Origin of the sequence: Rhodoplanes roseus (assembly GCF_003258865.1) — a bacterium.
In the GTDB taxonomy this organism is placed as follows: Bacteria; Pseudomonadota; Alphaproteobacteria; order Rhizobiales; family Xanthobacteraceae; genus Rhodoplanes; species Rhodoplanes roseus.
The window spans coordinates 12,433-34,535 of sequence record NZ_NPEX01000038.1; the positions used below are offsets into that span (position 1 = coordinate 12,433).

The window sequence follows — 22,103 nt, forward strand, 5'->3', positions numbered from 1 at the left end:
GCCGGAGGGACGCTCATGCGCCATGTCCGCTGGTCCTGTTCTTCGGCTGTGCTGATCGCCGCGATCGTGGCCGCGCCAGGTCACGTGCGCGCCGCCGATGCCGAGACGACGGCGCGCCTCGACGCGCTGGTCGCCGCCTATCCGGAGGCCCTCGCCCGCCACGACGGCCGCACCCTGTTCTGGCGCGACGGCACCGCGATGGCGGTGTCGGACGGGCGCCCGGACAAGCCGTTCAAGGAGCTTTTGGCCAACGCCTCGATCCTCGATCAGCTCCGCCTGCCCTACCGCACGGGTCGCCTCGACGCACCGCCCGGCCGCGACGACGATCCGGGCCGCTTCCGCAACGAGGCCTTCTTCAAGACGATGTACGGCGATTGCACCAAGAGCGAGGTGCAGGCCCGCATGGTCGGCATCACCTGGCTGCCGAAGAGCTGGGGCAAGCGCGTGTTCGTCACGCGGGTGAACGGCGTCGCCGAGAAGCTGAAGGCCGTGTCGGACGAGATCGAAACGCTCCCGGCCGAGATCCGCAAGGCCGCCTACCCGATCGCCGGCGTGCTGGCCTGCCGCCCGGTCGCCGACACGGGCCGTATGAGCATGCACGGCTACGGCGCCGCCATCGACCTCAATCTCGACGTCTCCGACTACTGGATGTGGCAGCGCAAGACCGACCCGATCCCCTACAAGAACCGCATGCCGCAGGAGATCGTCGACGTGTTCGAGCGCCACGGCTTCGTCTGGGGCGGCAAGTGGTATCACTACGACACCATGCATTTCGAGTACCGCCCCGAGCTGGTGCGCGCCGGGACGAAGTGAGGCCGCCTCCCCGACGCTGCGTTACGGCGCGAAGCTCTTCGCCGCCTTTCGGGCCAGCGACAGGAACTGGCGCACCGTGGCCGAGGGGTCGCCGCGGCGGGCGACCAACAACAGCGGCGCGGTCGGGGTCGGGCGGCCTTTCAGCCGGCGATAGACGACGCCGTCCATCTGCATGCGGGCGAGCGACTGCGGCACCAGCGACAGGCCGAGTCCGGCGGCCACGAGGTTCAGGGTGGAGACGATGCGCGGCACCTCCTGGCCGACCGCCGGGCTGAAGCCCGCCGCCCGGCACGCGCCGATGATGGCGTCGTAGAGGCCGGGGCCGCTGCGCCGCCGGTAGAGGATGAAGGTCTCGCCGGCCAGAGCCTTCAGCGACAACGACGCGCCGGCGGCGCCCCCGGCCAGCCCATGGGCACGCGGCAGTGCCACCACCATGGGCTCGGCGAGCAGCGGATGCACGACCAGCCCGTCGGCCTCGACGGGCGTGCGCACCACGGCGACATCGACGGTCTCGCGCTGGACGCCGTCGACCAGCTCCAGCGTGCCGCCCTCCTCCAGGGTCGCGGCGACGCCCGGGAACGTCTCGCGAAACGTCCGGATCAGCCGCGGCACCAGCGGATGGAACGGCGCCGAGCTGGTGAATCCGATGCAGATCTGGCCCTGCTCGCCGCGGGCGGTGCGACGCGCGCCCGCCACGGCATGCTCGGCCTGCGCCAGAACGGCGCGCGCATCGGCCAGGAAGCTGCGCCCTGCCGCGGTGAGCTCGACGCCGCGCGGGCGGCGGCGCAGGAGCTGGACGCCGAGCTCGCGCTCCAGCGCCTTCATCTGCTGGCTGAGCGGCGGCTGCTGCAGCCCGAGCCGTTCGGCCGCGCGGGTGATGTGGCTCTCCTCGGCGACGGCGACGAAGTAGCGAAGGTGACGGAGTTCCATTTGCCATATCCAAAACATATGGATTTCGACTGAAGCATAGTATGGATCGACTGACGGCACGAGCCTAGGGATCCGGCGACCTCACCAGGAGACGCCGCCATGTCCGCGAGCCCGACGAACACGATCGATCCGACCCGAGAGTCCGTTGCCGCCCTCTATGCCGCGATGGCGCGTCGCCTGGCGGTGGTGCGGGGCCGGCTGCGCCGGCCGCTGACGCTGGCCGAGAAGGTGCTGTACGGGCACCTCGACGCGCCGGAGACACAGGAGCTCGACCCGGGCCGCGCCTATCTGGCGCTGCGGCCGGACCGCGTCGTGTTCCAGGACGTGCTCGGCCAGAGCGGCATGCTGCAGTTCATGCAGACCGGGCTCGACCGCGTCGCGGTGCCGACCACGATCCACTGCGACCACCTGATCCAGGCCCGCACCGGCGCGGCCGACGACCTCGCCGCCTCGCTCGCCGAGAACGGCGAGGTCTACGGCTTTCTGCGCAGCGCCGCGGCCCGCTACGGCTGCGGCTTCTGGGAGCCGGGCGCCGGCATCATCCACCAGGTGGTGCTGGAGACCTACGCGTTTCCGGGCCAGCTCCTGATCGGCACCGACTCGCACACGCCGAACGGCGGCGGGCTCGGCACCTGCGCGGTCGGGGTCGGCGGCGCCGACGCCGTCGAGGTGATCGCCGGCCTGCCGTGGGAGCTGCTGCATCCGCGCCGCATCGCCGTTCATCTCACCGGCACGCTGAACGGCTGGGCCGCACCGAAGGACGTCATCCTGTATGTCGCCGGCGCCCTCTCGGTGTCGGGCGGCACCAACGCCATCATCGAGTATATCGGGCCGGGTGCCCGCACCATCAGCGCCACCGGCAAGACGACCATCGCCAACATGGGCGCCGAGCTCGGCGCCACCACGTCGATGTTCCCGTACGACGACTGGATGGCGCGCTTTCTCGCGGCGACCGGTCGCGGCGATCTGGTGCCCGTGATCGAGCAGAACCGCGACCTGCTGGTGCCCGATCCGGAGGTCGAGGCCGACCCCGAGACATTCTACGACCGCGTGGTGCGACTCGACTTGTCGGCGCTGGAGCCGCACGTCTCCGGTCCGCATACGCCGGACCTCGCGCGGCCGATCTCGGCGCTCGCGGCCGCGGTCGCGGACAACCGCGACTCCCTGGTCGATCATCTCTCGGCGGCGCTGATCGGGAGCTGCACCAACTCGTCCTACGAGGACATGAGCCGGGCCGCCGACATCGCCGCGCAGGCGCGCGCCCACGGCGTGCGCGCCGCGGTGCCGCTGATGGTGACGCCGGGCTCCGACACGGTACGGGCCACCATCTCGCGCGACGGCCAGCTCGAGACGCTCCAGGAGATCGGCGCGGTCGCGCTGGCGAACGCCTGCGGCCCCTGCATCGGCCAGTGGCGCCGCGCCGACCCGGCCGCCGAGACGCCGAACGTCATCGCCACCTCGTACAACCGCAATTTTCCCCGCCGCAACGACGGCCGCGCCACCACCATGAACATCATCGCCAGCCCCGAGATCGTCACGGCCTTCGCGTTGGCCGGAAAGCTGTCGTTCAATCCGCTCACCGACACGCTCGAGGGCGAGGACGGCACGCCGTTCCGTCTGGCACCGCCGCAGCCGGCGCCGGACGTGCCGTCGCAGGGCTTCCTGAGCGGCACTCGACGATGCGTGATGCCGCCGGCCGACGGGCGCGAGGTCGTGGTCGCCATCGATCCGGCGAGCGGGCGGCTGCAGCGGCTCGACCCCTGGCCGGCCTGGGACGGCGCGGATTTTTCCGACATGCCGGTGCTGCTGAAGGCCAGGGGCAAGACCACCACGGACCACATCTCGCCGGCCGGCCCGTGGCTGAACCTGCGCGGCCATCTCGACCGCTTCAGCGACAACATGTTCATGGGCGCCGTGAACGCCTTCACGGGCGAGACCGGGCGCGGTCGTAACGTGCTGACGGGGGAGACGGACGCGGTCTCGGCGATCGCCCGCGCCTACAAGGCGCAGGGGCTGCGCTGGGTGGTGATCGGCGACGCGAACTACGGCGAGGGCTCGAGCCGGGAGCACGCCGCGCTGTCGCCGCGGCTCCTCGGCGGCGTCGCCGTGATCGCGCGCAGCTTCGCCCGCATCCACGAGACCAACCTGAAGAAGCAGGGCCTGCTGGCGCTGACCTTCGAGACGCCGGAGGATTACGAGCGGATCGGGGCGGACGATCGCATCAGCTTGGCCGGCCTCCGCGATCTCGCCCCCGGCCGCGCCGTGACCTGTGTGGTCCGGCACGGCGACGGCACGCAGGAGACGATGGCGCTGCGTCACACCTACGGGGCGGCGCAGCTCGATTGGTTCCGGGCCGGCTCCGCGCTCAACACGATGTCGCGCCGGCGGGCGGCGGGCTGACGCCGACCACGCCGGTTTCGCGCAACGCCGCGATCTCCTCGGGGCTCTTGCCGAGGAGGTCGGCCAGGACCTCGGCGGTGTGCTCGCCCAGGAGCGGCGGGGCGCGGTCGTAGCGGGGCGGCGTGCCGGCCAGGCGCAGCGGCGACGCGATGGTGGCGACCGTGCCGCCGTCGCCGCGCGGAAGATCGACGCGCAGGCCGCGGTGCTGCACCTGCGGATCGGCAAACACCTGGGCGTAGTCGTTGATCGGCCCGCACGGCACGCCGCGCGCCTCGAGACCCTCGATCCAGTCGGCGGTGTTCCGCGTCTTCAGCGTCGCGGCGATTTCGGCCGTCAGGGCGTCGCGGCCGAGAATGCGGCCCGTGGTGGTCTTGTAACGCTCGTCGGCGGCGAGGTCGGCGCGGCCCAAGACCTCGCAGCAGCGCTGCCACTGAGTGTCGTTGCCGACCGCGATCACCACATGGCCGTCGGCCGTGGCGAACACCTCGTAGGGCACCAGGCTCGCATGGGCGTTGCCGTAGCGATGCGGCACCTTGCCCGACGCGAAATAGCCCGTGATCTGGTTGCCGCCGAGCGCCACGATGCAGTCGAGCAGCGCCATGTCGATGTACTGGCCGCGGCCCGTGACGCTGCGGTGGTTGAGCGCCGCCAGGATGGCGATCGACGCGTACATGCCGGTCAGCACGTCGGCGATGGCGATGCCGACCTTCTGGGGGCCGCCGCCCGGCTTGTCGTCGCGCTCGCCCGTGATGCTCATCAGCCCGCCCTGGCCCTGGAACACGAAGTCGTAGCCGGGCTTGTGGGCGGACGGGCCGTCCTGGCCGTAGCCCGTGATGGAGCAATAGACGAGCCCCGGATTGTTCGGCGCCAGGCTCGCATAGTCGAGCCCGTAGCGGGCGAGATCGCCGACCTTGAAGTTCTCGATCAGCACGTCGCTCGACGCGGCGAGCTCGCGCACCAGCGCCTGCCCCTCCGGCCGGGCGATGTCGATGGCGATCGAGCGCTTGCCGCGATTGGCGGCGGCGTAATAGGTCGAGTCGCGCGTCGGGTCGCCGTCCGGCCCGGCGACCCAGGGCGGGCCCCAGGCGCGGGTGTCGTCGCCGGCGCCCGGACGTTCCACCTTGAGCACGTCGGCACCCAGATCCGCGAGGTTCTGGGTGCACCACGGGCCGGCGAGCACCCGCGAGAGATCGAGCACGCGGATGTGAGACAGCGCTTTCGTCATGAGCCTGGAGGATCCGAAACAGTGAGGCGCGGGCCGGAGACGCCGCGACGGGTCATTGGGTGGCGCGGATGTCGGCCTTGGTGACGACGCCGTTCCATTTGTCCATCTCGGCCGAGACGAACGTGGCGAAATCGGGTTGCGACAGGGTGCCGGGCTCGGCGCCGAGCTCCTTCAACTTGGCCTGCGCCGCCGGCGAGTGCAACACCTCGCGCACATCGGCCGAGATCTTGGCGAGCACCGCCTCCGGCATCTTGGCCGGGCCGTAGAGGCCGAACCAGGCGGTGGCGTCGAAGCCCTTCACGCCGGCCTCGTCGAGCGTCGGGATGTCGGGCGCCGCGGCGGCGCGGGTGAGGCTGGTCACCCCGAGCGCCCGCAGGCTGCCGGCCTGGATGTGGCTGATCACGCCGGGCAGCGAGTCGAACATCATCGGGATGTGACCGCCCAAAAGATCGTTGAGCGCCGGCGCAGCGCCTTTGTACGGCACATGCGTGATCTTGATGCCGGTCTGGAAGGCGAACAGCTCGCCCGACAGGTGATTGGCGCCGCCCGTCCCGGCCGAGCCGAAATTGAGCTTGCCGGGCTCGCGCTTGGCCAGCTCGATCAGATCCTGCACCGTCTTCACCGGCAGCGAGGGATGCACCACCAGCACGTTGGGCACCGACGCGACCAGCGCGATCGGCGTGAAGTCGGCGCGGGAGTCGTAGCGGAGCTGCTTGAACAGCGAAGGATTGATCACGTGATGCGTCGCCGTGACCATCAGCGTGGTGCCGTCCGGCGGCGACTTCACCAGTTGCTCGGACCCGACCGTCCCGCTGGCGCCGCCGCGGTTGTCGACCATCACGGGCTGGTTCCACTTGGCCGAGAGCTGGTCGGCGAGAATGCGGGCCAGGATGTCCGTGGTGCCGCCGGCCGGGAACGGCACGATGATCTTCACCGCCTGCGTCGGCCAGTTCTGCGCCGACGAGGTCTGCGCGAAGGCGGTCGGCGTCACGGCCAGCAGGGCCGCCGCGAGCGCGGCGACGATCAGGCGCCTCATGGTGTTTCTCCCAAGACTTTGTTGGTTGTGACCGCCGGCCCTTCGGACCGGCGGCAGGCGTCTCAGCGCGCGGGCGGGAACTCGGCCATCGCCTCCCCTTGCGCGATCGTGGTGCCGTGCTGGTTCTTGATCTCGACCGCGATCACGGCCCAGCGGCTCCCGGCGGTCTCCTTCTTGGCCGTGATCGTGCCGGTCGGCACGATGGTGTCGCCCGGCTTCACCGGCGCCTTCCAGCGCGTCTCCAGCCGGCGATGCACGCCGCCCATCGGATACAGCCAGTCGGTGAGCATCTTGGTCAGGATACCGAAGTTCGTCATCCCGTGCATGATGATGCCGCCGAAGCTGGTCTTGCCGAAGTTGCCCTTCATGTACGCGTCGTCCCAGTGCAGCGGATTGTAGTCGAGGGACGCGTCGCAGAACTCCCGGATGGTCTCGCGGGTGGGGGCGAACGGCGTGCCCGCGATGGTGTCGCCGATCGCGAGGCTCTCGAAGCTGGTCGTGGCGGAGGTCGGGGTCATGGTCTGGGTCATGGGCGCCCTCACATCGGCCGGATCGTCCAGCCGCGGCCGGAGCAGATCACGTCGTCGTTCTGGTTGAAGAACACGTTGTCGTGGATGACGAACAGGCGGTCCTTGCGGATGAACTTGTCGAGGGCGCGGGCGTCCATCCGGATGGTGTCGCCGGGCCGCGCCGGCAGGTTGTAGCTCCACGACTGGCCGGCATTGACCGTGCCGGGGCTGCGCATCCAGTCGTCCATCGGCGTGCAGGCGAACATCAGCAGGATGTGGATCGACGGCGGCGCGATCAGGCCGCCATAGGGCGAAGCCGCGGCGTAGTCCTCGTCCATGTAGAGCGGGTGGAGGTCGCCGACCGAGCGGCAATAGGCCTGGATCGCCTCGCGGGTCAGCACATAGGGCACGGTCTTGCGCGGCGCGCCCGGGACGATGTCGTCCCACATCTTCCGGTTCTTCTCGTCCGCCCAGAAATCGACCGCCACCTTCGGGGCTGCCGTCCGGTCGACGGTCCGTTCGCTCGCGTGACCCATGCTCCGCCTTTCGCTCCTCGCTCCATGGCTCGTCCCGGCGGTCGGGACTTGCGGCGAGGCTTCGCCTCCGCTACAACGACCGCCAGGCGAACTTTATTGATCGCTAAGCGAACCTTGCGATGGCGTGGGGCTCGCTGTCAAGGCGTGCGCGTGCACGCCGGCAGCCGCAGGGCCTCGCGAATGGCGACGACCGAGAGCGAATCCTTCGTCCGGGCGCTGGCGCGCGGGCTCAAGGTCATCGAGGTTCTGGGACAGAGCGCGCCGCGCCGGACCGTGGCCGAGATCGCCGAGGCGGCCGACCTGCCGCGCAGCGTGGTCAAGCGCTTCGCCCTCACGCTGACCGAGCTCGGCTACACGGGCCACGACGGCAAGCGCTTCTGGCTCACGCCGAAGGTGATGACGCTCGGCCTGTCCTATCTGTACGCGCTGCCGTTCTGGCGGCAGGCGCAGCTCGCGCTGGAGGAGCTGTCGGCCGAAATCGGCCAGAGCTGCGCCATGTCGGTGCTGGACGGGCACGAGATCGTCTATGTGGTGCGGGTGCCGACCTATCGGATCCTGCGTGCCTCCCCGACGCTCGGTAGCCGGCTGCCGGCCCATGCGGTGTCGATGGGGCGGGTGCTGCTCGCCGCCGAGCCGCCGGCGGCGCTCGACGCCTACCTGGCGTCGGCGGCGCTCAAGCGCCTCACCCACGCGACCATCACGGATCCGGACTTGCTGCGGGCGGCGATCGGGCGCGTCGGCGAGAGCGGCACGGCCTGGGTCGATGCCGAGCTCGACGAATCGATCTGCGGCCTCGCCGTGCCGGTGCGCGACGCCGACGGCAGCGTTGTGGCGGCCGCCAATGTGAGTCTCCCGACCGGCCAGTTCTCGGAAGCACACGCCCGCGAGGCGTTCCTGGCGCCGCTGCGCCAGACCGCGGCCCGCATCCGCGCGTCAATGTGACGGCGCGCGCGGCCGCAACGCGAGCGTGCGGCTTGCGCTGTCCGGCGCCAGCCCTCTATGTGGACGAAGGCGCTCGCGGGCGCCCGCGCGAGGCCTCTCGTTCGCTCCACGCCTGCGCGAGCCGACCGCTTCCGGACTCCAGGACCAGGCCGTTGCCGAGCTCCCCCGAACCGCCGCCGCCGCCCGCCTCCCCTCCCCCTTCCGCATCGCCGGCTCCGACCGCCTTCATGGTCGTGTTTCCGTCGATCATGCTGCCGATGTTCCTGGCCGTGGTCGACCAGACCATCGTGGCGACGGCGCTGCCGGCGATCGCCGCCTCGACCGGGCAGATCGAGCGCGCGCCCTGGGTGGTCGTCGCCTATCTGATCGCCGCGACGGTCGCGGCCCCGCTCTACGGCCGGCTCGGCGACGCCTTCGGCCGCCGCAAGCTGATGCTGGTCGCCCTCGGCCTGTTCATCGTGACGTCGCTCCTGTGCGCCGTGTCGCCGACCATCGAGACGCTGGCGCTGGCGCGCGTGCTGCAGGGGCTCGGCGGCGGCGGTCTGATGACGCTGTCGCAGGCGCTGGTCGGCGAGGCGGTGCCGCCGCGCGAGCGCGCCCGCTACCAGGGCTGGCTCGCCGCCGTCGCCGTCACGGCCAACTCCTTCGGCCCGGTGGCGGGCGGCTTCCTCACCGAGCATTTCGGCTGGCAGTCGATCTTCCTGGTCAATCTGCCGATCAGCGTGGTGGCGATCGTGCTGGCGCTGCGCCTGCCGGTGCGCAAGACCGAGCCGGTGGAGTGGCGCTCCGATCCGCTCGGCCTGATGCTGTTCGCCGTGTTCGTCACGACGACGCTGCTGTCGCTGGAGCAGGTCCAGCGCGCCAATGTCGCGGCGCTGCCGTTCGCCGCCGCGCTGTTCGCGGCCGCCATGCTCAGCCTCGTGCTGCTGATCGCGCAGGAGCGGCGGACGCCCTCGCCGCTCATTCCGCTCGGCCTGCTGAAGCAGCCGGCGATCTGGCGCAGCGACGCCATGGCGGCCTGCCACGGCGCCGCGCTGGTGTCGCTGATCACCTTCCTGCCGGTGTTTCTCGGCGTGGTGCGCGGCGCCTCGCCGTCGACCATGGGCCTGGTGCTGGTGCCGCTGACCATCGGCATCGGCACCGGCTCGCTGATCACCGGCCGCATGGTGGCGCGCACCGGCTACACCACGGTGTTTCCCTCGGTCGGGCTGGCGCTCGCCGCCGTCAACCTGGTCGGCCTGGCGATCTTCGCGGCCGACATGTCGATCCCGGCGCTCGGCGGCATGATGCTGTGGAACGGCTTCTGCATGGGCACCGTGATGGGCGTCGTGCAGGTGACGGTGCAGAGCGCGGCGGGGCCGCGGCGGCTCGGCGAGGCGGCGGCCTCGGTGCAGTTCTCGCGCTCGATCGGCGCCGGCCTCGGCACCGCCATGGTGGCGACCGTGCTGTTCGGCTATCTCGCGGTGCGCAGTCCCGAGGCCATGGAGGTGTTCTCGGCCATCGTCCAGCACGGCCGTGACGCCGCCGTCATCCCGGCGGCGCGGCTCGCCGCCGTGCAGGGCGACATCCGCGACGCCTTCCGGGTGGTGTTCCTGGCCATCGCCGCCTTCACGCTCGGCGGCCTCGCGCTCGCCCTCACCAACCCGCTTCGCCGCATCTGAGCGGGGGAACTTTCCTTTCGGCCAGCGGGTTGACCGGGATCGCTTGCGAGACGGAGATCGGCGTGGCGTTGACGACCCCTGACGGCGTGCCGGGCGATCGCTCGGGCCCGGCCGCGTCGGGCGGCTTCCCGCCGGACGGCGGCGAGTGCGGCATGCTGATGCGCGCGATCGACTGGTCGCGCACGCCGCTCGGGCCGATCGACGCATGGCCGGCCGTGCTGCGCCATGCCGTCGACCTGATCCTGCCGTCGCGCGCCCAGATCGTGATGTTCTGGGGACCCGACTTCCTCGCCCTCTACAACGACGCCTACGCTCCGACCATCGGCAACAAGCATCCACGGGCGCTCGGCCGGCCGGCGCGGGAGAACTGGGCCGAGCTGTGGGACGATCTCGAGCCGCTGCTGCAGCGCGCCCGGGCCGGCGAGACGGTGTTCGCCGAGGACCGTCCGTTCGCCATCGAGCGCCGCGGCTTCCTGGAGACCGTCTGGTTCGACATCTCCTACTCGCCGGCACGCGGCGACGACGGCACCGTGCACGGCGTCGTCTGCGTCGTCTCCGAGACCACCGAGCGGGTCCTCGCCGAGCGCGCCCTGCGGGCCGCCAACGAGCGGGTCGAGCTGGCGCTGGACGCGGGCGCCGCTGTCGGCACCTGGGACTGGGACATCACGGCCGACCGGGTCTTCGCCGACGCACGCTTCGCCCGGCTCTACGGCATCGATCCGATCCGGGCCGAGGCGGGTGCGCCCATCTCGGCCTTCGTGGCGGCGATCCATCCCGAGGACCGCGCCCACGTGGCCGCCGACATCGCGCGGGCACTGCGCGCCGGCGAGCGGCTCGCGACGGAATACCGCATCTGCGCGCCGGGCGCGCCGATCCGCCATGTGCTGGCGCGCGGCTACACGGTGGCGGGCCCCGACGGACGGCCCGCCCGCCTGCCCGGCGTGCTGGTCGACGTCACCGAGCAGCGCGTCGCCGAGCAGGCGCTGCGCGACCTCAACGAGACGCTGGAGCGCCAGGTCGCCGAGCGCACGCGCGAGCGCGACCGCGCCTGGACCAATGCCCAGGATCTGTTGCTGGTCGCCGATGCCGACGGCACCATCCGGGCCGTCAATCCGGCCTGGCGGACGGTGCTGGATCACGAGCCGGAGGACGTGGTCGGAACGCATCTCCTCGATCTCGTCCATCCCGACGATCGCCACCTGGCGGAAGAGCTGCTGTCGCAGGGCTCGCCCGACGGGCTCTCCTGGGAATGGCGCTGCCGCCACCGCGACGGGTCCTATCGCTGGATCGGCTGGCGCGCCTCGGCGGAGGCCGGCCTCGTCTACGCCACTGGGCGCGACATCACCCGCCGCCGCGAGCATGCGCAGGCCCTGGAGCGCTCGGAGGCGCGGCTCCGCTCGGTGTTCGAGACGAGCTACCAGTATCAGGGCCTGCTGTCGCCGGACGGCACCCTGCTCGACGCCAATCCGGCGTCGCTGGCCGGTATCATGGCGCGCCGCGAGGACGTGATCGGGCGGCCCTACTGGGAGACGCCGTGGTTCACCGGCACGCCGGGCCTGCCCGAGCAGATCGCCGCGGCGGTTCCGCGCGTCGCGGCGGGCGAGAGCTTCCGCCGCGAGATCGTCGTCGACCTGCCGACCGGCCGGCGCGCCTTCGACTTCTCGCTGCGGCCCGTGCAGGACGCCGCCGGGCGGGTGATCGCCATCATGCCCGAGGCCATGGAGGTGACCGAGCGGCGCGCCGCCGAGGAGCAGCTCCGCCAGGCCCAGAAGATGGAGGCGGTCGGCCAGCTCACCGGCGGCATCGCGCACGACTTCAACAATCTGCTCACCGGCATCATCGGCAGCATCGACATTCTGCGCCGCCGCATCGCGGCCGGCCGCACCGACGATCTCGACCGCTTCTTCGACGCCGCCGCCACCTCGGCGCACCGGGCCGCCGGCCTGACCCACCGGCTGCTCGCCTTCTCGCGCCGCCAGTCGCTCGACCTGCGGCCGATCGCCATCGACGGGCTGATCGGCTCGATGGAGGATCTGCTCCACCGGACGCTGGGCGAGCGGATCGCGCTGCGGGTGGAGCGCCGGGACGCCGTCTGGCCGGCCGAGGGCGACGCCAACCAGACCGAGAACGCGCTGTTGAACTTCGCCATCAACGCCCGCGACGCCATGCCGGACGGCGGCACGCTGACGATCACGGCGACCAACGAGACGCTCGCCCCGGAGCATCCCTTCTGCGCCGACGGCGTCGCGCCCGGCGACTACGTCGCGCTGCGCGTGACCGACACCGGCACCGGCATGGACACGGACGTGCTGGAACGCGCCTTCGATCCGTTCTTCACCACCAAGCCGATCGGCCAAGGGACCGGCCTCGGCCTGTCGATGGCCTATGGCTACGCCAAGCAGGCGGGCGGCCATCTGCACGTCGCCAGCCGGCCGGGCGTCGGCACCACGGTGTCGCTGCTGCTGCCGCGCGCCGCCCGGCCGGTCGAGGCGACCGCACCGGCCGCCGACGGCCCGGTCGACTCCGCGGGCGAGACCGTGCTGGTGGTGGAGGACGATCCGGGCGTCCGCCTGACCGTCGTCGAGGTCTTGCGCGAGCTCGGCTACGAGGCCCTGGAGGCGATCGACGCCCGCACCGCCTTGCCGATCCTGCATTCCGACTGCCGCATCGACCTCCTGGTCAGCGACGTCGGCCTGCCCGGCCTCGACGGCCGGCAGATCGCCGAGCTGGCGCGCCAGCGCCGCCCCGGCCTGAAGGTGCTGTTCATCACCGGCTACGCCGAGAACGCGACGGTGCGTCGCGACTTCCTCGGCCCCGACATGGAGCTGATCACCAAGCCCTTCGCCGTGCCGGATCTGGCCGGCCGCATCCGGGCCCTGATCGAGCGCGCCCCGACCGGCGCCACCGGCTGAGGCGCTGCGCCGCCGCGGCGGTGGAGCGTCGTCAGTGCGGCGCGTGATCGGGCGGCTGGCTCAGCCGGTCCACATACGCGATGCCGATCGCCGACAGGATGAAGACGCAGTGGATGATGGTCTGCCACATCACGCCCGAGGCGGTCAGCGTGCCGCGGCCGGAATCGAGCGCCCCCGCCTCGATGAAGGTGCGCAGCAGATGGATCGACGAGATGCCGATGATCGCCATCGCCAGCTTGATCTTGAGCACGCTGGCATTGACGTGGCTGAGCCACTCCGGCTGGTCCGGGTGGTTTTCGAGGCCGAGCCGCGACACGAAGGTCTCGTAGCCGCCGACGATCACCATGATCAGCAGGTTGGAGATCATCACCACGTCGATCAGGCCGAGCACCACCAGCATGATCTGCAGCTCGCTGAAGTCGAAGGCGTGCGAGACGAGATGCCAGAGCTCCTTGAGGAACAGGATGACGTAGACGCCCTGGGCGACGATCAGGCCCATGTAGAGCGGCAGCTGCAGCCAGCGCGAGCTGAAGATCAGCGTCGGCAGCGGCCGCAGCGCACGCGGAAGGGCCTCGGGCGAGGACGGGATCACGGGCTCGGTCATCGAAGGTGGTCTCGCTGGTCGGATCGGGTCGGTTCGCCCGTCGGGTCGCCGGTCGGGTTCTCGGGCATACGGTTCGCAGGTCGGGCGGGATCACCCGCCCGGAGCAGCGACGCTGCACAGCACCATTCGACATCGGCCTGTGAATCAGCGTCGCGGCGCACTGCCGTGAAGCAGCAGTGTACGATGGCGGGGGCGTGACGGCCGGGTGGACGTTTCGCCGCAGGTCCGCCATTACCGGCGGCCGCCCGGGCTGGGATTCGGCCGGCCAGCCGGGGGGCGACGGAGCCTTCGGCCCTCACCCGGGTCCCGCCGTGCGGGCCGGAATCGCTGGGGGCAGTGGCCCATCCGCCCCGGACCTGTCGAGCGTTCGCGGCCGGGATCCCCGCTTTGCGAGGATTCGTGGGATCCTTTCCACTTTTCACGGTCCGAACCTCCGGCCTAGCATGGCGGGCGTCCCCTCCGACCCCGCGGAGCCCCCGATGCCGGACCCGAAACCCTTCCCCCTCGACGCCTGGTACGCGGCCGCCTGGTCGCACGAGATCGGCCGCGACCTCGCGGCCCGCACCGTCTGCGGCAAGGACATCGTGCTGTATCGCCGGACCGACGGCCGCGTCGCCGCCCTGGAGGACGCCTGCTGGCACCGGCTGCTGCCGCTGTCGCTCGGCCGCCTGGAGGGCGATCAGGTGGTGTGCGGCTATCACGGCCTCGTCTTCAACGGCGACGGCCGCTGCACCTTCATGCCGGCTCAGAAGACCATCAATCCGTCCGCCTGCGTGCACGCCTATCCGGTGGCCGAACGGCATCGGCTGGTCTGGCTGTGGCCCGGCGACCCGGCCCTCGCCGACCCCGCGACGATCCCCGACTTCCACTGGAACGACGGAACCGAATGGGTCGGCGAAGGCGGCACCTTCTACGGCCTGAGATGCGACTGGCGACTGGTCGTCGACAACCTGATGGATCTGACTCACGAGACCTATGTCCACGCCGGCAGCATCGGCCACGACGCCATTCTCGAGAGCCCGTTCGAGGTGACGCACACCGACCGCACCGCGACCGTGACGCGCTGGATGATCGACATCGAGCCGCCGCCGTTCTGGGCCGGGCTGCTGGGCAAGCCCGGCCGTGTCGATCGCTGGCAGATCATCCACTTCCAGGCGCCCGGCGTGATCGCCGGCGACGTCGGCGTGGCTCCGACCGGCACCGGCGCGCCGCAAGGCGACCGCTCGCAGGGCGTCAACGGCTGCTTCCTGGCCGCCCTCACGCCGGAGACCGAGACGAGCTGCCATTATCACTGGAATTTCGTCCGCAACTTCCGCCGCGACGACGACGCACTGACCCGGGCCATTCAGAAGGGTCACGTCAACGAGGGCAAGGGCGTCTACGACCAGGACCACGTGGTGCTGGAGGCGCAGCAGCGCGCGATCGACCGCAATCCGCGCATGCCGTTCTACAATCTCAACATCGACGCCGGCGCCCTGTGGGCCCGCCGGATGATCGACCGCATGCTGGAGGCCGAGCGCGGCGGCCGGCACGTGCCGAGCCAGGCCGCGGAGTAGCCCTCGGCGTTCCGAACGTGACCTTGCTCTCCGCTCGTCCCCGCGAAGGCGGGGACCAGGGCGACACGGCAGAGCAGCCCTGGACCCCCGCCTGCGCGGGGGTGAGCGAGTGGGGGAGCGCATCGCATCGTCGGCCGACCACGACCGACGCGATTTCAGCCGATCGTTCACGCGATTTCGAGGTTCCACATGCTCCAGATCATCGATCGGCAGACCGGCGTCCTGCGCGCCGCCAGAGATCTCACGCCCGACATCCGGCTGTTCGAGATCGAGCCGGCGGCGGGCTTCGTGCCGCCGCCGCCCGGCAGCCATCTCGACGTTTCGGTCAGGATCGGCGAGCGGCCCGACACGCGCTCTTACTCGATCGTCGGCGCGTGCGGCGACCGCGTCTACCGGATCGCCGTGAAGCGCCTGCCGCATAGCCGCGGCGGCTCGGCCTACATGTGGTCGCTGGCGGCCGGCGCGCGGGTGTCGTTCACAGGGCCGCACGACACTTTCCCGCTCGGCACCGGCCGGCCGGAGTATCTGCTTGTCGCCGGCGGCATCGGCATCACGCCGATCTTCACCATGGCGATGGCGCTGGCCCGCACGGGTGCCCGGATGCGGCTCGTCTATGCGGCGCGCCGCACCTGCGACTTCGCCTTCGCGGACGAGCTGCGCGAGGCGCTGGGCGAGCGGCTGAGCCTCGTCACCAGCGAGACGGGCGGGCGGGTCGACCTCGCGGCCGAGATCGCGACCCTCGCGCCAGGCGGCGAGCTCTATGTCTGCGGGCCGATCGGAATGCTGGAGGCGGCGAAGCGGGCCTGGCAGGCGAACGGCCGCCCGCCCGAGAACTTGCGGTTCGAGACGTTCGGCAGCAGCGGCCGCTTCCCGACCGTGCCGTTCACCGTGAAGGTGCCGCGGCTCGGCCTGGAGATCGCGGTTCCGGAGAACCGCAGCCTGCTCGAGTCGCTGGAGGAGGCCGGCGTCGCCATGATCTCGGACTGCCGCAAGGGCGAGTGCGGCCTGTGCGCGCTGCCGATCCTTCAGGTCGAGGGCACCGTCGACCATCGCGACGTGTTCTTCAGCGACGTCGAGAAGGCATCCGACGCCAAGCTGTGCACCTGCGTGTCGCGCGTCGCCGGCGGCTCGATCACGATCGACACGGCCGACCGGACGGGGTGAGCAAGAGCGTCCGCGGTCAGCCGCGACGCTCGATCTCCCCGACGCGACGCTCGAGGTCGGTGAGACGGTCGTCGACCGTCTTCGCCGCCATCCGGCCCAGCACGGTCTCACCGGCCATCACCTTGCGAAGCTCCCCCATCTCGTCGAGGAGGTTCTCGAACCCGTCGTTCATCTTGGCTTCGAGCCGGCCGAAGTTCGTCTCGAGGCGCGCCTGACCCTCGCGCAACTCCTGAAGCAGTCGGATCGTGTGGTTCTCGATATCGGCCATGAGCGGACCTCTTTGCAGAGAAATGAACATAACATGAACGAACTCAGAAAGCGAGTCTCACGCGAAGCCGAAGAAATTCGCTATCTTTGGGACGGTCACCGATCCTGCGCAGAGTTACAGATGTCGAAATCGCCGCCATCGGAAGCCACAACAGCCGATCGTGCCAGACGGCTCTCGAGCAATTGGCTACGGGTCGTAGAACTCCAATGCCGCCGTATCGGAACCTCCGATCCAATAGATGGCGCGTTCCTGCTCCGACGGTTTTACGATTATCAGCTTCTCGTGGTTGCGTTGTTTCGCTTCCGAAGAGCGATCGCGCTTGCTCGCAAGTGCCACAACTCACCGAAAAGGTAACGTCTGCTCTGACTCAGTTCGATAATGCACTTCCAGGCTTGAAGACACTGCGTGACGTCGCTGAGCATTTCGACGACTACGCCCTAGACAAAGGGCGAGCCGAGAACATCCGACGACAGGCTCTCGAAGTTGCCGTCGTCGGAGCAGGACGCATTCAATGGCTCGACGGCAATCTCCACACCGATCAGGCTCTCACAGCGGCACGCGCCGCTTACGAGAGCCTGAAGAGCGCCATCAGTTCCGTTACCTGGAGAACTTCTTGTACTTGAGCCGGTGCGGGATGACCGAGTCGGTGCCGAGACGGCGCATCTTGTCCTTCTCGTAGTCCTGGAAGTTGCCCTCGAACCACTCGACGTGGCTGTCGCCCTCGAAGGCGAGGATGTGGGTGGCGATGCGGTCGAGGAACCAGCGATCGTGGCTGATGATCACGGCGCAGCCGGCGAAGTCCTCCAGGGCCTCCTCCAGCGCCCGCAGCGTGTCGACGTCGAGATCGTTGGTCGGCTCGTCGAGCAGCAGCACGTTGGCGCCCGACTTCAGCATTTTTGCGAGATGCACGCGGTTGCGCTCGCCGCCCGACAGGTTGCCGACCTTCTTCTGCTGGTCGGAGCCCTTGAAGTTGAAGGCGCCGCAATAGGCGCGGCTGTTCACCTCGCGCTTGCCCAGCATCAGGATGTCGAGGCCGTCGGAGAGTTCCTCCCACACGGTCTTCTTGGCGTCGAGACTGTCGCGCGACTGGTCGACATAGCCGAGCTGGACCGACTCGCCGACCTCGATCGTGCCCTTGTCGGGCTTCTCCTGGCCGGTGATCATGCGGAACAGCGTCGTCTTGCCGGCGCCGTTCGGGCCGATCACTCCGACGATGCCGCCGGGCGGCAGCTTGAAGGTCAGATCCTCGATCAGGATCTTGTCGCCGAACGCCTTGGTGAGGCCTTCGAAGTCGATGACGTTCTGGCCCAGCCGCTCGGCCACCGGGATGACGATCTGGGCCGTGGTCGGCGCCTTCTCGTTGGCCTTGGCGAGCAGCTCCTCGTAGCGCTGGTAGCGCGCCTTGGACTTGGCCTGGCGCGCCTTGGGCGAGGCCGAGATCCAGTCCTGCTCGCGCGACAGCGCCTTCTGGCGGCTCTCCTCCTCGCGGCCCTCCTGCTCGAGCCGCTTCTGCTTCTGCTTCAGCCAGGACGAGTAGTTGCCCTCGTAGGGGATGCCGCGGCCGCGATCGAGCTCGAGGATCCAGCCCGTCACGTTGTCGAGGAAGTAGCGGTCGTGGGTGACGATCAGGATGGCGCCCGGATAGCTGCGCAGATGGCCTTCCAGCCAGTTCACCGTCTCGGCGTCGAGATGGTTGGTCGGCTCGTCGAGCAGCAGCAGCTCGGGCTGCTCCAGCAGCAGCCGGCACAGGGCGACGCGGCGGCGCTCGCCGCCCGAGAGCTTGTCCACGGCCCAGTCGTCGGGCGGGCAGCCGAGCGCGTCCATGGCCTGCTCGACCTGCGAGTCGAGGTCCCACAGGTTCTGGTGGTCGATGGTGTCCTGGAGCGCCGACGCCTCCTCCGCGGTCTCGTCGGAGTAGTTCATCATCAGCTCGTTGTAGCGGTCGATGATCGCCTTCTTGGCGGCGACGCCGAGCATGACGTTCTCGCGGACCGTGAGGTCCTGTTCGAGCTGCGGCTCCTGCGGCAGGTAGCCGACCCGGGCGCCCTCGGCGACCCAGCCCTCGCCCGTGTACTCCTTGTCGATGCCGGCCATGATGCGCAGCAGCGTCGACTTGCCGGCGCCGTTGACGCCGAGCACGCCGATCTTGGCGTCCGGGTAGAAGGACAGGTGGACGTTGTCGAGCACCTTGCGGTTGCCCGGATAGGTCTTGGTCAGACCCTGCATGTGGTAGATGAACTGCCGGGCCATCGCCGCCTCGTCCTCGCCGTCGGTTGTCGGGATCGGGGGCTGATGTAGCGACCGCCACCCGAAAGGGCAAGCGCGCGTCCCCAAAGGGCTTCCGGCCCTCCCTCCCCGGCTCGCGTGATCCGGATCACGAACGGCGCCCCTCCCGCCGTGCTCCAATCGGCATGTCGCGATCGGGAGCCGCCGTGTCCGCCCGGTAACGGGCAAGTCGCCTCGGCGGAGGCCCGGAACGATCCCGACCCGGGTGTCGCGAACCTGCAACGCCCGACTGTAACGCATCGGTAACGGTGCGCGACAAAGTTGCGACCCCGGCCGGAAGTGAACGCAATTTTAACGATTATGAACGACAAAAGGCCCTAGAGCGGTCCCAAGCGGGTCTCAGACGGGTCCCAAGTCTCGGCCACAGAAGTCCCGGCCACAGAACGTCGGACCAGACCGCGAAAAAGAGGAGCGTGTCATGAACGTCTCCAGTGCCCCCACTCTCCCGCTCGGCAGGACCCTGCTGGCCGCGTGCCGCTCGATGCTGATCGACCTGTTCCGCCCCTATCATCCGGAGCGCCACTACATGCGCGGCCCGGGCCCGAAATGGCGGCAGAAGAACATGGTCAATCACCTGGTGCTGCGCCCCGATCGCCTCGGCCCGCGCCCGCGGCTCGCGCGCGTCCGCATCCGCATCTGACCGGCCTGCCCGCACCCTGATCCGGCAGCGCCGTCCGGCGCGCCGCCGGCCCGACCTTCCCTGCAAAATCCCTTGTCACGGCCGATCACCGCGGGCTAGCTCGCGGCGCAGGTTCACCGTGCAAGGGAGCTCCGGCCCATGGCCGTTCGCTGTGCCGTCCTCGACGATTATCAGAACGTCGCCCTGACCAGCGCCGACTGGTCGCCGGTCCTCGGAGACGTGGACGTCACGGTCTTCGACACCGCGTTCCCGTCCGCAGAGGCCGCCCGGGCCGCGCTGCAGCCGTTCGAGATCGTCTGCATGATGCGCGAGCGGACGCCGTTCCCGCGGGCCATGATCGAGGCGCTGCCGAACCTGAAGCTGCTGATCACCACGGGTGCGGCCAACCGCGCCATCGACCTCGCCGCCGCCAAGGAGCGCGGGGTCACCGTCTGCGGCACCGGCGCCTTCGGTAATCCGACCATCGGCATCGTGTTCGGCCTGATCCTGGAGCTGACCCGAAAGATCGGCTTCGAGCACGCCCGGCTGAAGGCTGGCGCGCCGTTGCAGGCGACGGTCGGCGACGACATCGAGGGCAAGACGCTCGGCATTCTGGGCCTCGGCAAGCTCGGCACCCGCGTGGCCGGCATCGCCCATGCGTTCCGCATGCCGGTGATCGCCTGGAGTCCCAATCTGACCGCCGAGAAGGCCGAAGCCGCCGGCGCCACGCTGGTGACCAAGGACGAGCTGTTCGCCCGCTCCGACATCCTGACCATTCATGTTCAGCTCTCGGACCGCTCGCGCGGGCTGGTCGGCGCCCGCGAGATCGGCCTGATGAAGCCGGACGCGCTGCTGATCAACACCTCGCGCGGCCCGATCGTCGACGACGCCGCCCTGCTGGCGGCCCTGAAAGGCGGCCGGATCGGCGGCGCCGGGCTCGACGTCTACGACATCGAGCCGCTGCCCGTGGACCATCCGTTCCGGACCCTGGACACCGTCGTCGCCACGCCGCATCTCGGCTACGTCACCAAGCAGAACTACGCGCTCTACTTCCGCGACATGGTCGAGGACATCCGCGCGTTCCTGGACGGTAAGCCGGTCCGCGTCCTCGGCGGCTGACGGCAGCGGCACTTCGGCCCGTCCCGCCGCCGACCCCGGCGCGCCGAGATCCGGCGCGCTGGAATCGCATGCCGGCGTTGCCGGCCGGGGGACGCTGCCGGCGGGCGGACGTTCTTGTTGCAGCGCAAGAAAAACGCCCCGGGGCACAGCCGATCGAAGGCGCCGCGGCGCCTCCGCGCACGCCCGCCACAAAAGCCATTGTCCTTTGGTGGTACGGAATTGTACCGAGATCCGGTGCTCTGCCACAATTCTGATGACGAGAACGGAAGAAGCGTACTTCGTCCCGCGAAAGCGCTTTTCGACTTCGTAATACTGTGTGTCGACTACTGACATGCCGCAGCCTCAGCGTGCCGCATTCCGGTCAAAATTCGCAAAAGCTTGCCAGCCGCGCGGTTTGTCTGTATGCCCCCTCCCGATTGCAGTTGGAGGGATCATGCGGACAGTGAAATTCGCCGGAGCAGCGGCGCTCGCCTTCGTGAGCCTGACGCTGGCCTCGGCGGACATCATCCGGACCGCGGTCGGACAGCAGTTCGTGGCCGGAGCCCAGAACGGCACGCAGGTCGCCATGGCTCCGAGCCGCGGCGCGCCGGCCGACGACCGTCGCACCGCCGTGCGCGCCGACCAGCCGGAGCGCACCGGACCGGCGGCCCCGGCTGCCGTCGCGGCCGACCCCGACGTCACGACGGGCCCGCGGCTCGCGCTGGTGATCGGCAACGGCACCTATCCGGACGGTGACGGCCCGCTGGTCGCGCCGATCGCCGATGCACGCGCCGTCGCGGCCGAGCTGCGCGACAAGGGCTTCGACGTCGAGCTCGGCGAGAATCTCAGCAAGCAGGGGATGGAGCGGGCGATCGAGCGCTTCGGCGCCAAGATCACCCCCGGCGCCACCGCGCTCCTCTATTTCAGCGGCCACGGCGTGCAGATCGGCCGCGAGAGCTACCTGATCCCGGTCAGCGCCCAGATCTGGCGGGCCGAGGACGTGCGCCGCGACGCCATCGGCCTCGAGCCGCTGGTCGCCGAGATGAACGCCCGCGGCGCCAAGCGCAAGCTGGTGGTCCTCGACGCCGCCCGCCGCAATCCGTTCGAGCGCCGCCTGCGCGGCTTCTCCTCCGGCCTCGCGCCGATCGCCGGCCCGGAGGGCACGCTGGTGCTCACCGCGGTGGCGCCCGGCAAGATCGCCGAGCAGGAGAGCGACGGCACCAGCGTGTTCGCCCGCGAGCTGATCGCCCAGATGCGCGCCTCGGGCCTGACCGCCGAGGAGGCGTTCAACCGCACCCGCGTGACGGTCGCCCGCAGCACCGGCGGCACCCAGGTGCCGGCCGTGTTCTCGGCCATGACGGACGACTTCTCCTTCGCCGCGGCTGCCGAGACCGGCCCGACCCGGCAGAGCGCCCGCTGAGGCGCATCGGCGCCGAGACCGGCTCGGAGATACGCCCTCTCGATCATCCTCCGCGGAGCGAGGGCTTTGCAGAATCCCACCCGTCATCCCGGAGCGGCGCGAAGCGCCGAGCCCAGGCTCCATA

General features: G+C 70.1%; 18 protein-coding genes. 10 read left to right on the forward strand and 8 right to left on the reverse strand.

Going from position 1 to position 22,103, the window contains the following annotated elements:
- Positions 1 to 15 precede the first annotated feature (15 nt).
- Positions 16 to 813, forward strand: a complete 798-nt coding sequence (locus CH341_RS08100; RefSeq protein ID WP_111418527.1) for a M15 family metallopeptidase — start codon at positions 16 to 18, stop codon at positions 811 to 813.
- A 21-nt stretch (positions 814 to 834) separates the two neighbouring features.
- On the opposite strand, the gene CH341_RS08105 is transcribed toward CH341_RS08100, so the two are convergent.
- Positions 835 to 1,743, reverse strand: a complete 909-nt coding sequence (locus tag CH341_RS08105; protein ID WP_210208209.1) for a LysR family transcriptional regulator — start codon at positions 1,741 to 1,743, stop codon at positions 835 to 837.
- Positions 1,744 to 1,842: 99 nt separating this feature from the next.
- Here CH341_RS08105 and CH341_RS08110 point away from each other — a divergent pair, with 99 nt between their 5' ends.
- Complete coding sequence (locus CH341_RS08110) at positions 1,843 to 4,143, forward strand: aconitate hydratase (RefSeq protein WP_111418529.1); 2,301 nt, start codon at positions 1,843 to 1,845, stop codon at positions 4,141 to 4,143.
- Here the strand turns inward: CH341_RS08110 and CH341_RS08115 are convergent.
- The 4 genes from CH341_RS08115 to CH341_RS08130 all read right to left on the reverse strand — a co-directional run bounded on the left by CH341_RS08115 (position 4,109) and on the right by CH341_RS08130 (position 7,449).
- A complete protein-coding gene (locus CH341_RS08115) occupies positions 4,109 to 5,368 on the reverse strand; it encodes a CaiB/BaiF CoA transferase family protein (RefSeq protein WP_111418530.1) in 1,260 nt (419 codons plus the stop codon). The two genes, CH341_RS08110 and CH341_RS08115, sit on opposite strands and share 35 nt — an antisense overlap.
- Positions 5,369 to 5,420: 52 nt before the next feature.
- Positions 5,421 to 6,404: a Bug family tripartite tricarboxylate transporter substrate binding protein gene (locus tag CH341_RS08120; RefSeq protein WP_111418531.1), complete on the reverse strand. Its 984-nt coding sequence runs from the start codon at positions 6,402 to 6,404 to the stop codon at positions 5,421 to 5,423.
- Between the two features lie 62 nt (positions 6,405 to 6,466).
- Complete coding sequence (locus tag CH341_RS08125) at positions 6,467 to 6,934, reverse strand: MaoC family dehydratase (RefSeq protein WP_245430943.1); 468 nt, start codon at positions 6,932 to 6,934, stop codon at positions 6,467 to 6,469.
- Positions 6,935 to 6,942: 8 nt separating this feature from the next.
- Positions 6,943 to 7,449, reverse strand: coding sequence for a MaoC family dehydratase (locus CH341_RS08130; protein WP_111418532.1), 507 nt, complete (start codon positions 7,447 to 7,449; stop codon positions 6,943 to 6,945).
- Positions 7,450 to 7,629: 180 nt separating this feature from the next.
- On the opposite strand from CH341_RS08130, the gene CH341_RS08135 reads away from it, so the two are divergent.
- From CH341_RS08135 to CH341_RS08145, 3 genes are all read left to right on the forward strand, one after another.
- Positions 7,630 to 8,391, forward strand: a complete 762-nt coding sequence (locus CH341_RS08135; protein ID WP_111418545.1) for an IclR family transcriptional regulator domain-containing protein — start codon at positions 7,630 to 7,632, stop codon at positions 8,389 to 8,391.
- 227 nt (positions 8,392 to 8,618) lie between these two features.
- Positions 8,619 to 10,052 (forward strand): MFS transporter, encoded by a 1,434-nt coding sequence (locus tag CH341_RS08140; RefSeq protein WP_111418533.1) that lies wholly within the window; start codon positions 8,619 to 8,621, stop codon positions 10,050 to 10,052.
- Positions 10,053 to 10,114: 62 nt separating this feature from the next.
- A complete protein-coding gene (locus tag CH341_RS08145; protein ID WP_146604416.1) occupies positions 10,115 to 12,964 on the forward strand; it encodes a PAS domain-containing protein in 2,850 nt (949 codons plus the stop codon).
- A gap of 31 nt (positions 12,965 to 12,995) precedes the next feature.
- Here CH341_RS08145 and CH341_RS08150 read toward each other — a convergent pair whose 3' ends face one another.
- Positions 12,996 to 13,568 (reverse strand): TIGR00645 family protein, encoded by a 573-nt coding sequence (locus tag CH341_RS08150; RefSeq protein WP_111418535.1) that lies wholly within the window; start codon positions 13,566 to 13,568, stop codon positions 12,996 to 12,998.
- A gap of 479 nt (positions 13,569 to 14,047) precedes the next feature.
- Between CH341_RS08150 and CH341_RS08155 the strand changes: the two genes are divergently transcribed.
- Positions 14,048 to 15,124 carry an aromatic ring-hydroxylating dioxygenase subunit alpha gene (locus tag CH341_RS08155; protein WP_111418536.1) on the forward strand — a complete coding sequence of 359 codons (1,077 nt, stop codon included), beginning with the start codon at positions 14,048 to 14,050 and terminating at the stop codon, positions 15,122 to 15,124.
- Between the two features lie 189 nt (positions 15,125 to 15,313).
- A complete protein-coding gene (locus CH341_RS08160) occupies positions 15,314 to 16,288 on the forward strand; it encodes a PDR/VanB family oxidoreductase (RefSeq protein ID WP_111418537.1) in 975 nt (324 codons plus the stop codon).
- A 16-nt stretch (positions 16,289 to 16,304) separates the two neighbouring features.
- On the opposite strand, the gene CH341_RS08165 is transcribed toward CH341_RS08160, so the two are convergent.
- Positions 16,305 to 16,556 carry a hypothetical protein gene (locus tag CH341_RS08165; protein WP_111418538.1) on the reverse strand — a complete coding sequence of 84 codons (252 nt, stop codon included), beginning with the start codon at positions 16,554 to 16,556 and terminating at the stop codon, positions 16,305 to 16,307.
- A 597-nt stretch (positions 16,557 to 17,153) separates the two neighbouring features.
- A complete protein-coding gene (gene ettA / locus CH341_RS08170) occupies positions 17,154 to 18,806 on the reverse strand; it encodes an energy-dependent translational throttle protein EttA (protein ID WP_111418539.1) in 1,653 nt (550 codons plus the stop codon).
- A gap of 454 nt (positions 18,807 to 19,260) precedes the next feature.
- Between ettA and CH341_RS08175 the strand changes: the two genes are divergently transcribed.
- From CH341_RS08175 to CH341_RS08185, 3 genes are all read left to right on the forward strand, one after another.
- Positions 19,261 to 19,482, forward strand: a complete 222-nt coding sequence (locus tag CH341_RS08175; RefSeq protein ID WP_111418540.1) for a hypothetical protein — start codon at positions 19,261 to 19,263, stop codon at positions 19,480 to 19,482.
- Positions 19,483 to 19,620: 138 nt separating this feature from the next.
- Entirely contained in the window at positions 19,621 to 20,580 is a 960-nt protein-coding gene (locus CH341_RS08180) for a D-2-hydroxyacid dehydrogenase family protein (protein ID WP_111418541.1), read from the forward strand.
- Positions 20,581 to 21,013: 433 nt separating this feature from the next.
- Positions 21,014 to 21,979 carry a caspase family protein gene (locus CH341_RS08185; RefSeq protein ID WP_170149525.1) on the forward strand — a complete coding sequence of 322 codons (966 nt, stop codon included), beginning with the start codon at positions 21,014 to 21,016 and terminating at the stop codon, positions 21,977 to 21,979.
- Positions 21,980 to 22,103: the final 124 nt, after the last annotated feature.

Coding starts and splice junctions, on each gene's coding strand:
- CH341_RS08100 (WP_111418527.1), top strand. CDS start 16: ATGCGCCATGTCCGCTGGTCCTGTTCTTCGGCTGTGCTGATCGCCGCG.
- CH341_RS08105 (WP_210208209.1), bottom strand. CDS start 1,743: ATGGAACTCCGTCACCTTCGCTACTTCGTCGCCGTCGCCGAGGAGAGC.
- CH341_RS08110 (WP_111418529.1), top strand. CDS start 1,843: ATGTCCGCGAGCCCGACGAACACGATCGATCCGACCCGAGAGTCCGTT.
- CH341_RS08115 (WP_111418530.1), bottom strand. CDS start 5,368: ATGACGAAAGCGCTGTCTCACATCCGCGTGCTCGATCTCTCGCGGGTG.
- CH341_RS08120 (WP_111418531.1), bottom strand. CDS start 6,404: ATGAGGCGCCTGATCGTCGCCGCGCTCGCGGCGGCCCTGCTGGCCGTG.
- CH341_RS08125 (WP_245430943.1), bottom strand. CDS start 6,934: ATGACCCAGACCATGACCCCGACCTCCGCCACGACCAGCTTCGAGAGC.
- CH341_RS08130 (WP_111418532.1), bottom strand. CDS start 7,449: ATGGGTCACGCGAGCGAACGGACCGTCGACCGGACGGCAGCCCCGAAG.
- CH341_RS08135 (WP_111418545.1), top strand. CDS start 7,630: ATGGCGACGACCGAGAGCGAATCCTTCGTCCGGGCGCTGGCGCGCGGG.
- CH341_RS08140 (WP_111418533.1), top strand. CDS start 8,619: ATGGTCGTGTTTCCGTCGATCATGCTGCCGATGTTCCTGGCCGTGGTC.
- CH341_RS08150 (WP_111418535.1), bottom strand. CDS start 13,568: ATGACCGAGCCCGTGATCCCGTCCTCGCCCGAGGCCCTTCCGCGTGCG.
- CH341_RS08155 (WP_111418536.1), top strand. CDS start 14,048: ATGCCGGACCCGAAACCCTTCCCCCTCGACGCCTGGTACGCGGCCGCC.
- CH341_RS08160 (WP_111418537.1), top strand. CDS start 15,314: ATGCTCCAGATCATCGATCGGCAGACCGGCGTCCTGCGCGCCGCCAGA.
- CH341_RS08165 (WP_111418538.1), bottom strand. CDS start 16,556: ATGGCCGATATCGAGAACCACACGATCCGACTGCTTCAGGAGTTGCGC.
- ettA (WP_111418539.1), bottom strand. CDS start 18,806: ATGGCCCGGCAGTTCATCTACCACATGCAGGGTCTGACCAAGACCTAT.
- CH341_RS08175 (WP_111418540.1), top strand. CDS start 19,261: ATGAACGTCTCCAGTGCCCCCACTCTCCCGCTCGGCAGGACCCTGCTG.
- CH341_RS08180 (WP_111418541.1), top strand. CDS start 19,621: ATGGCCGTTCGCTGTGCCGTCCTCGACGATTATCAGAACGTCGCCCTG.
- CH341_RS08185 (WP_170149525.1), top strand. CDS start 21,014: ATGCGGACAGTGAAATTCGCCGGAGCAGCGGCGCTCGCCTTCGTGAGC.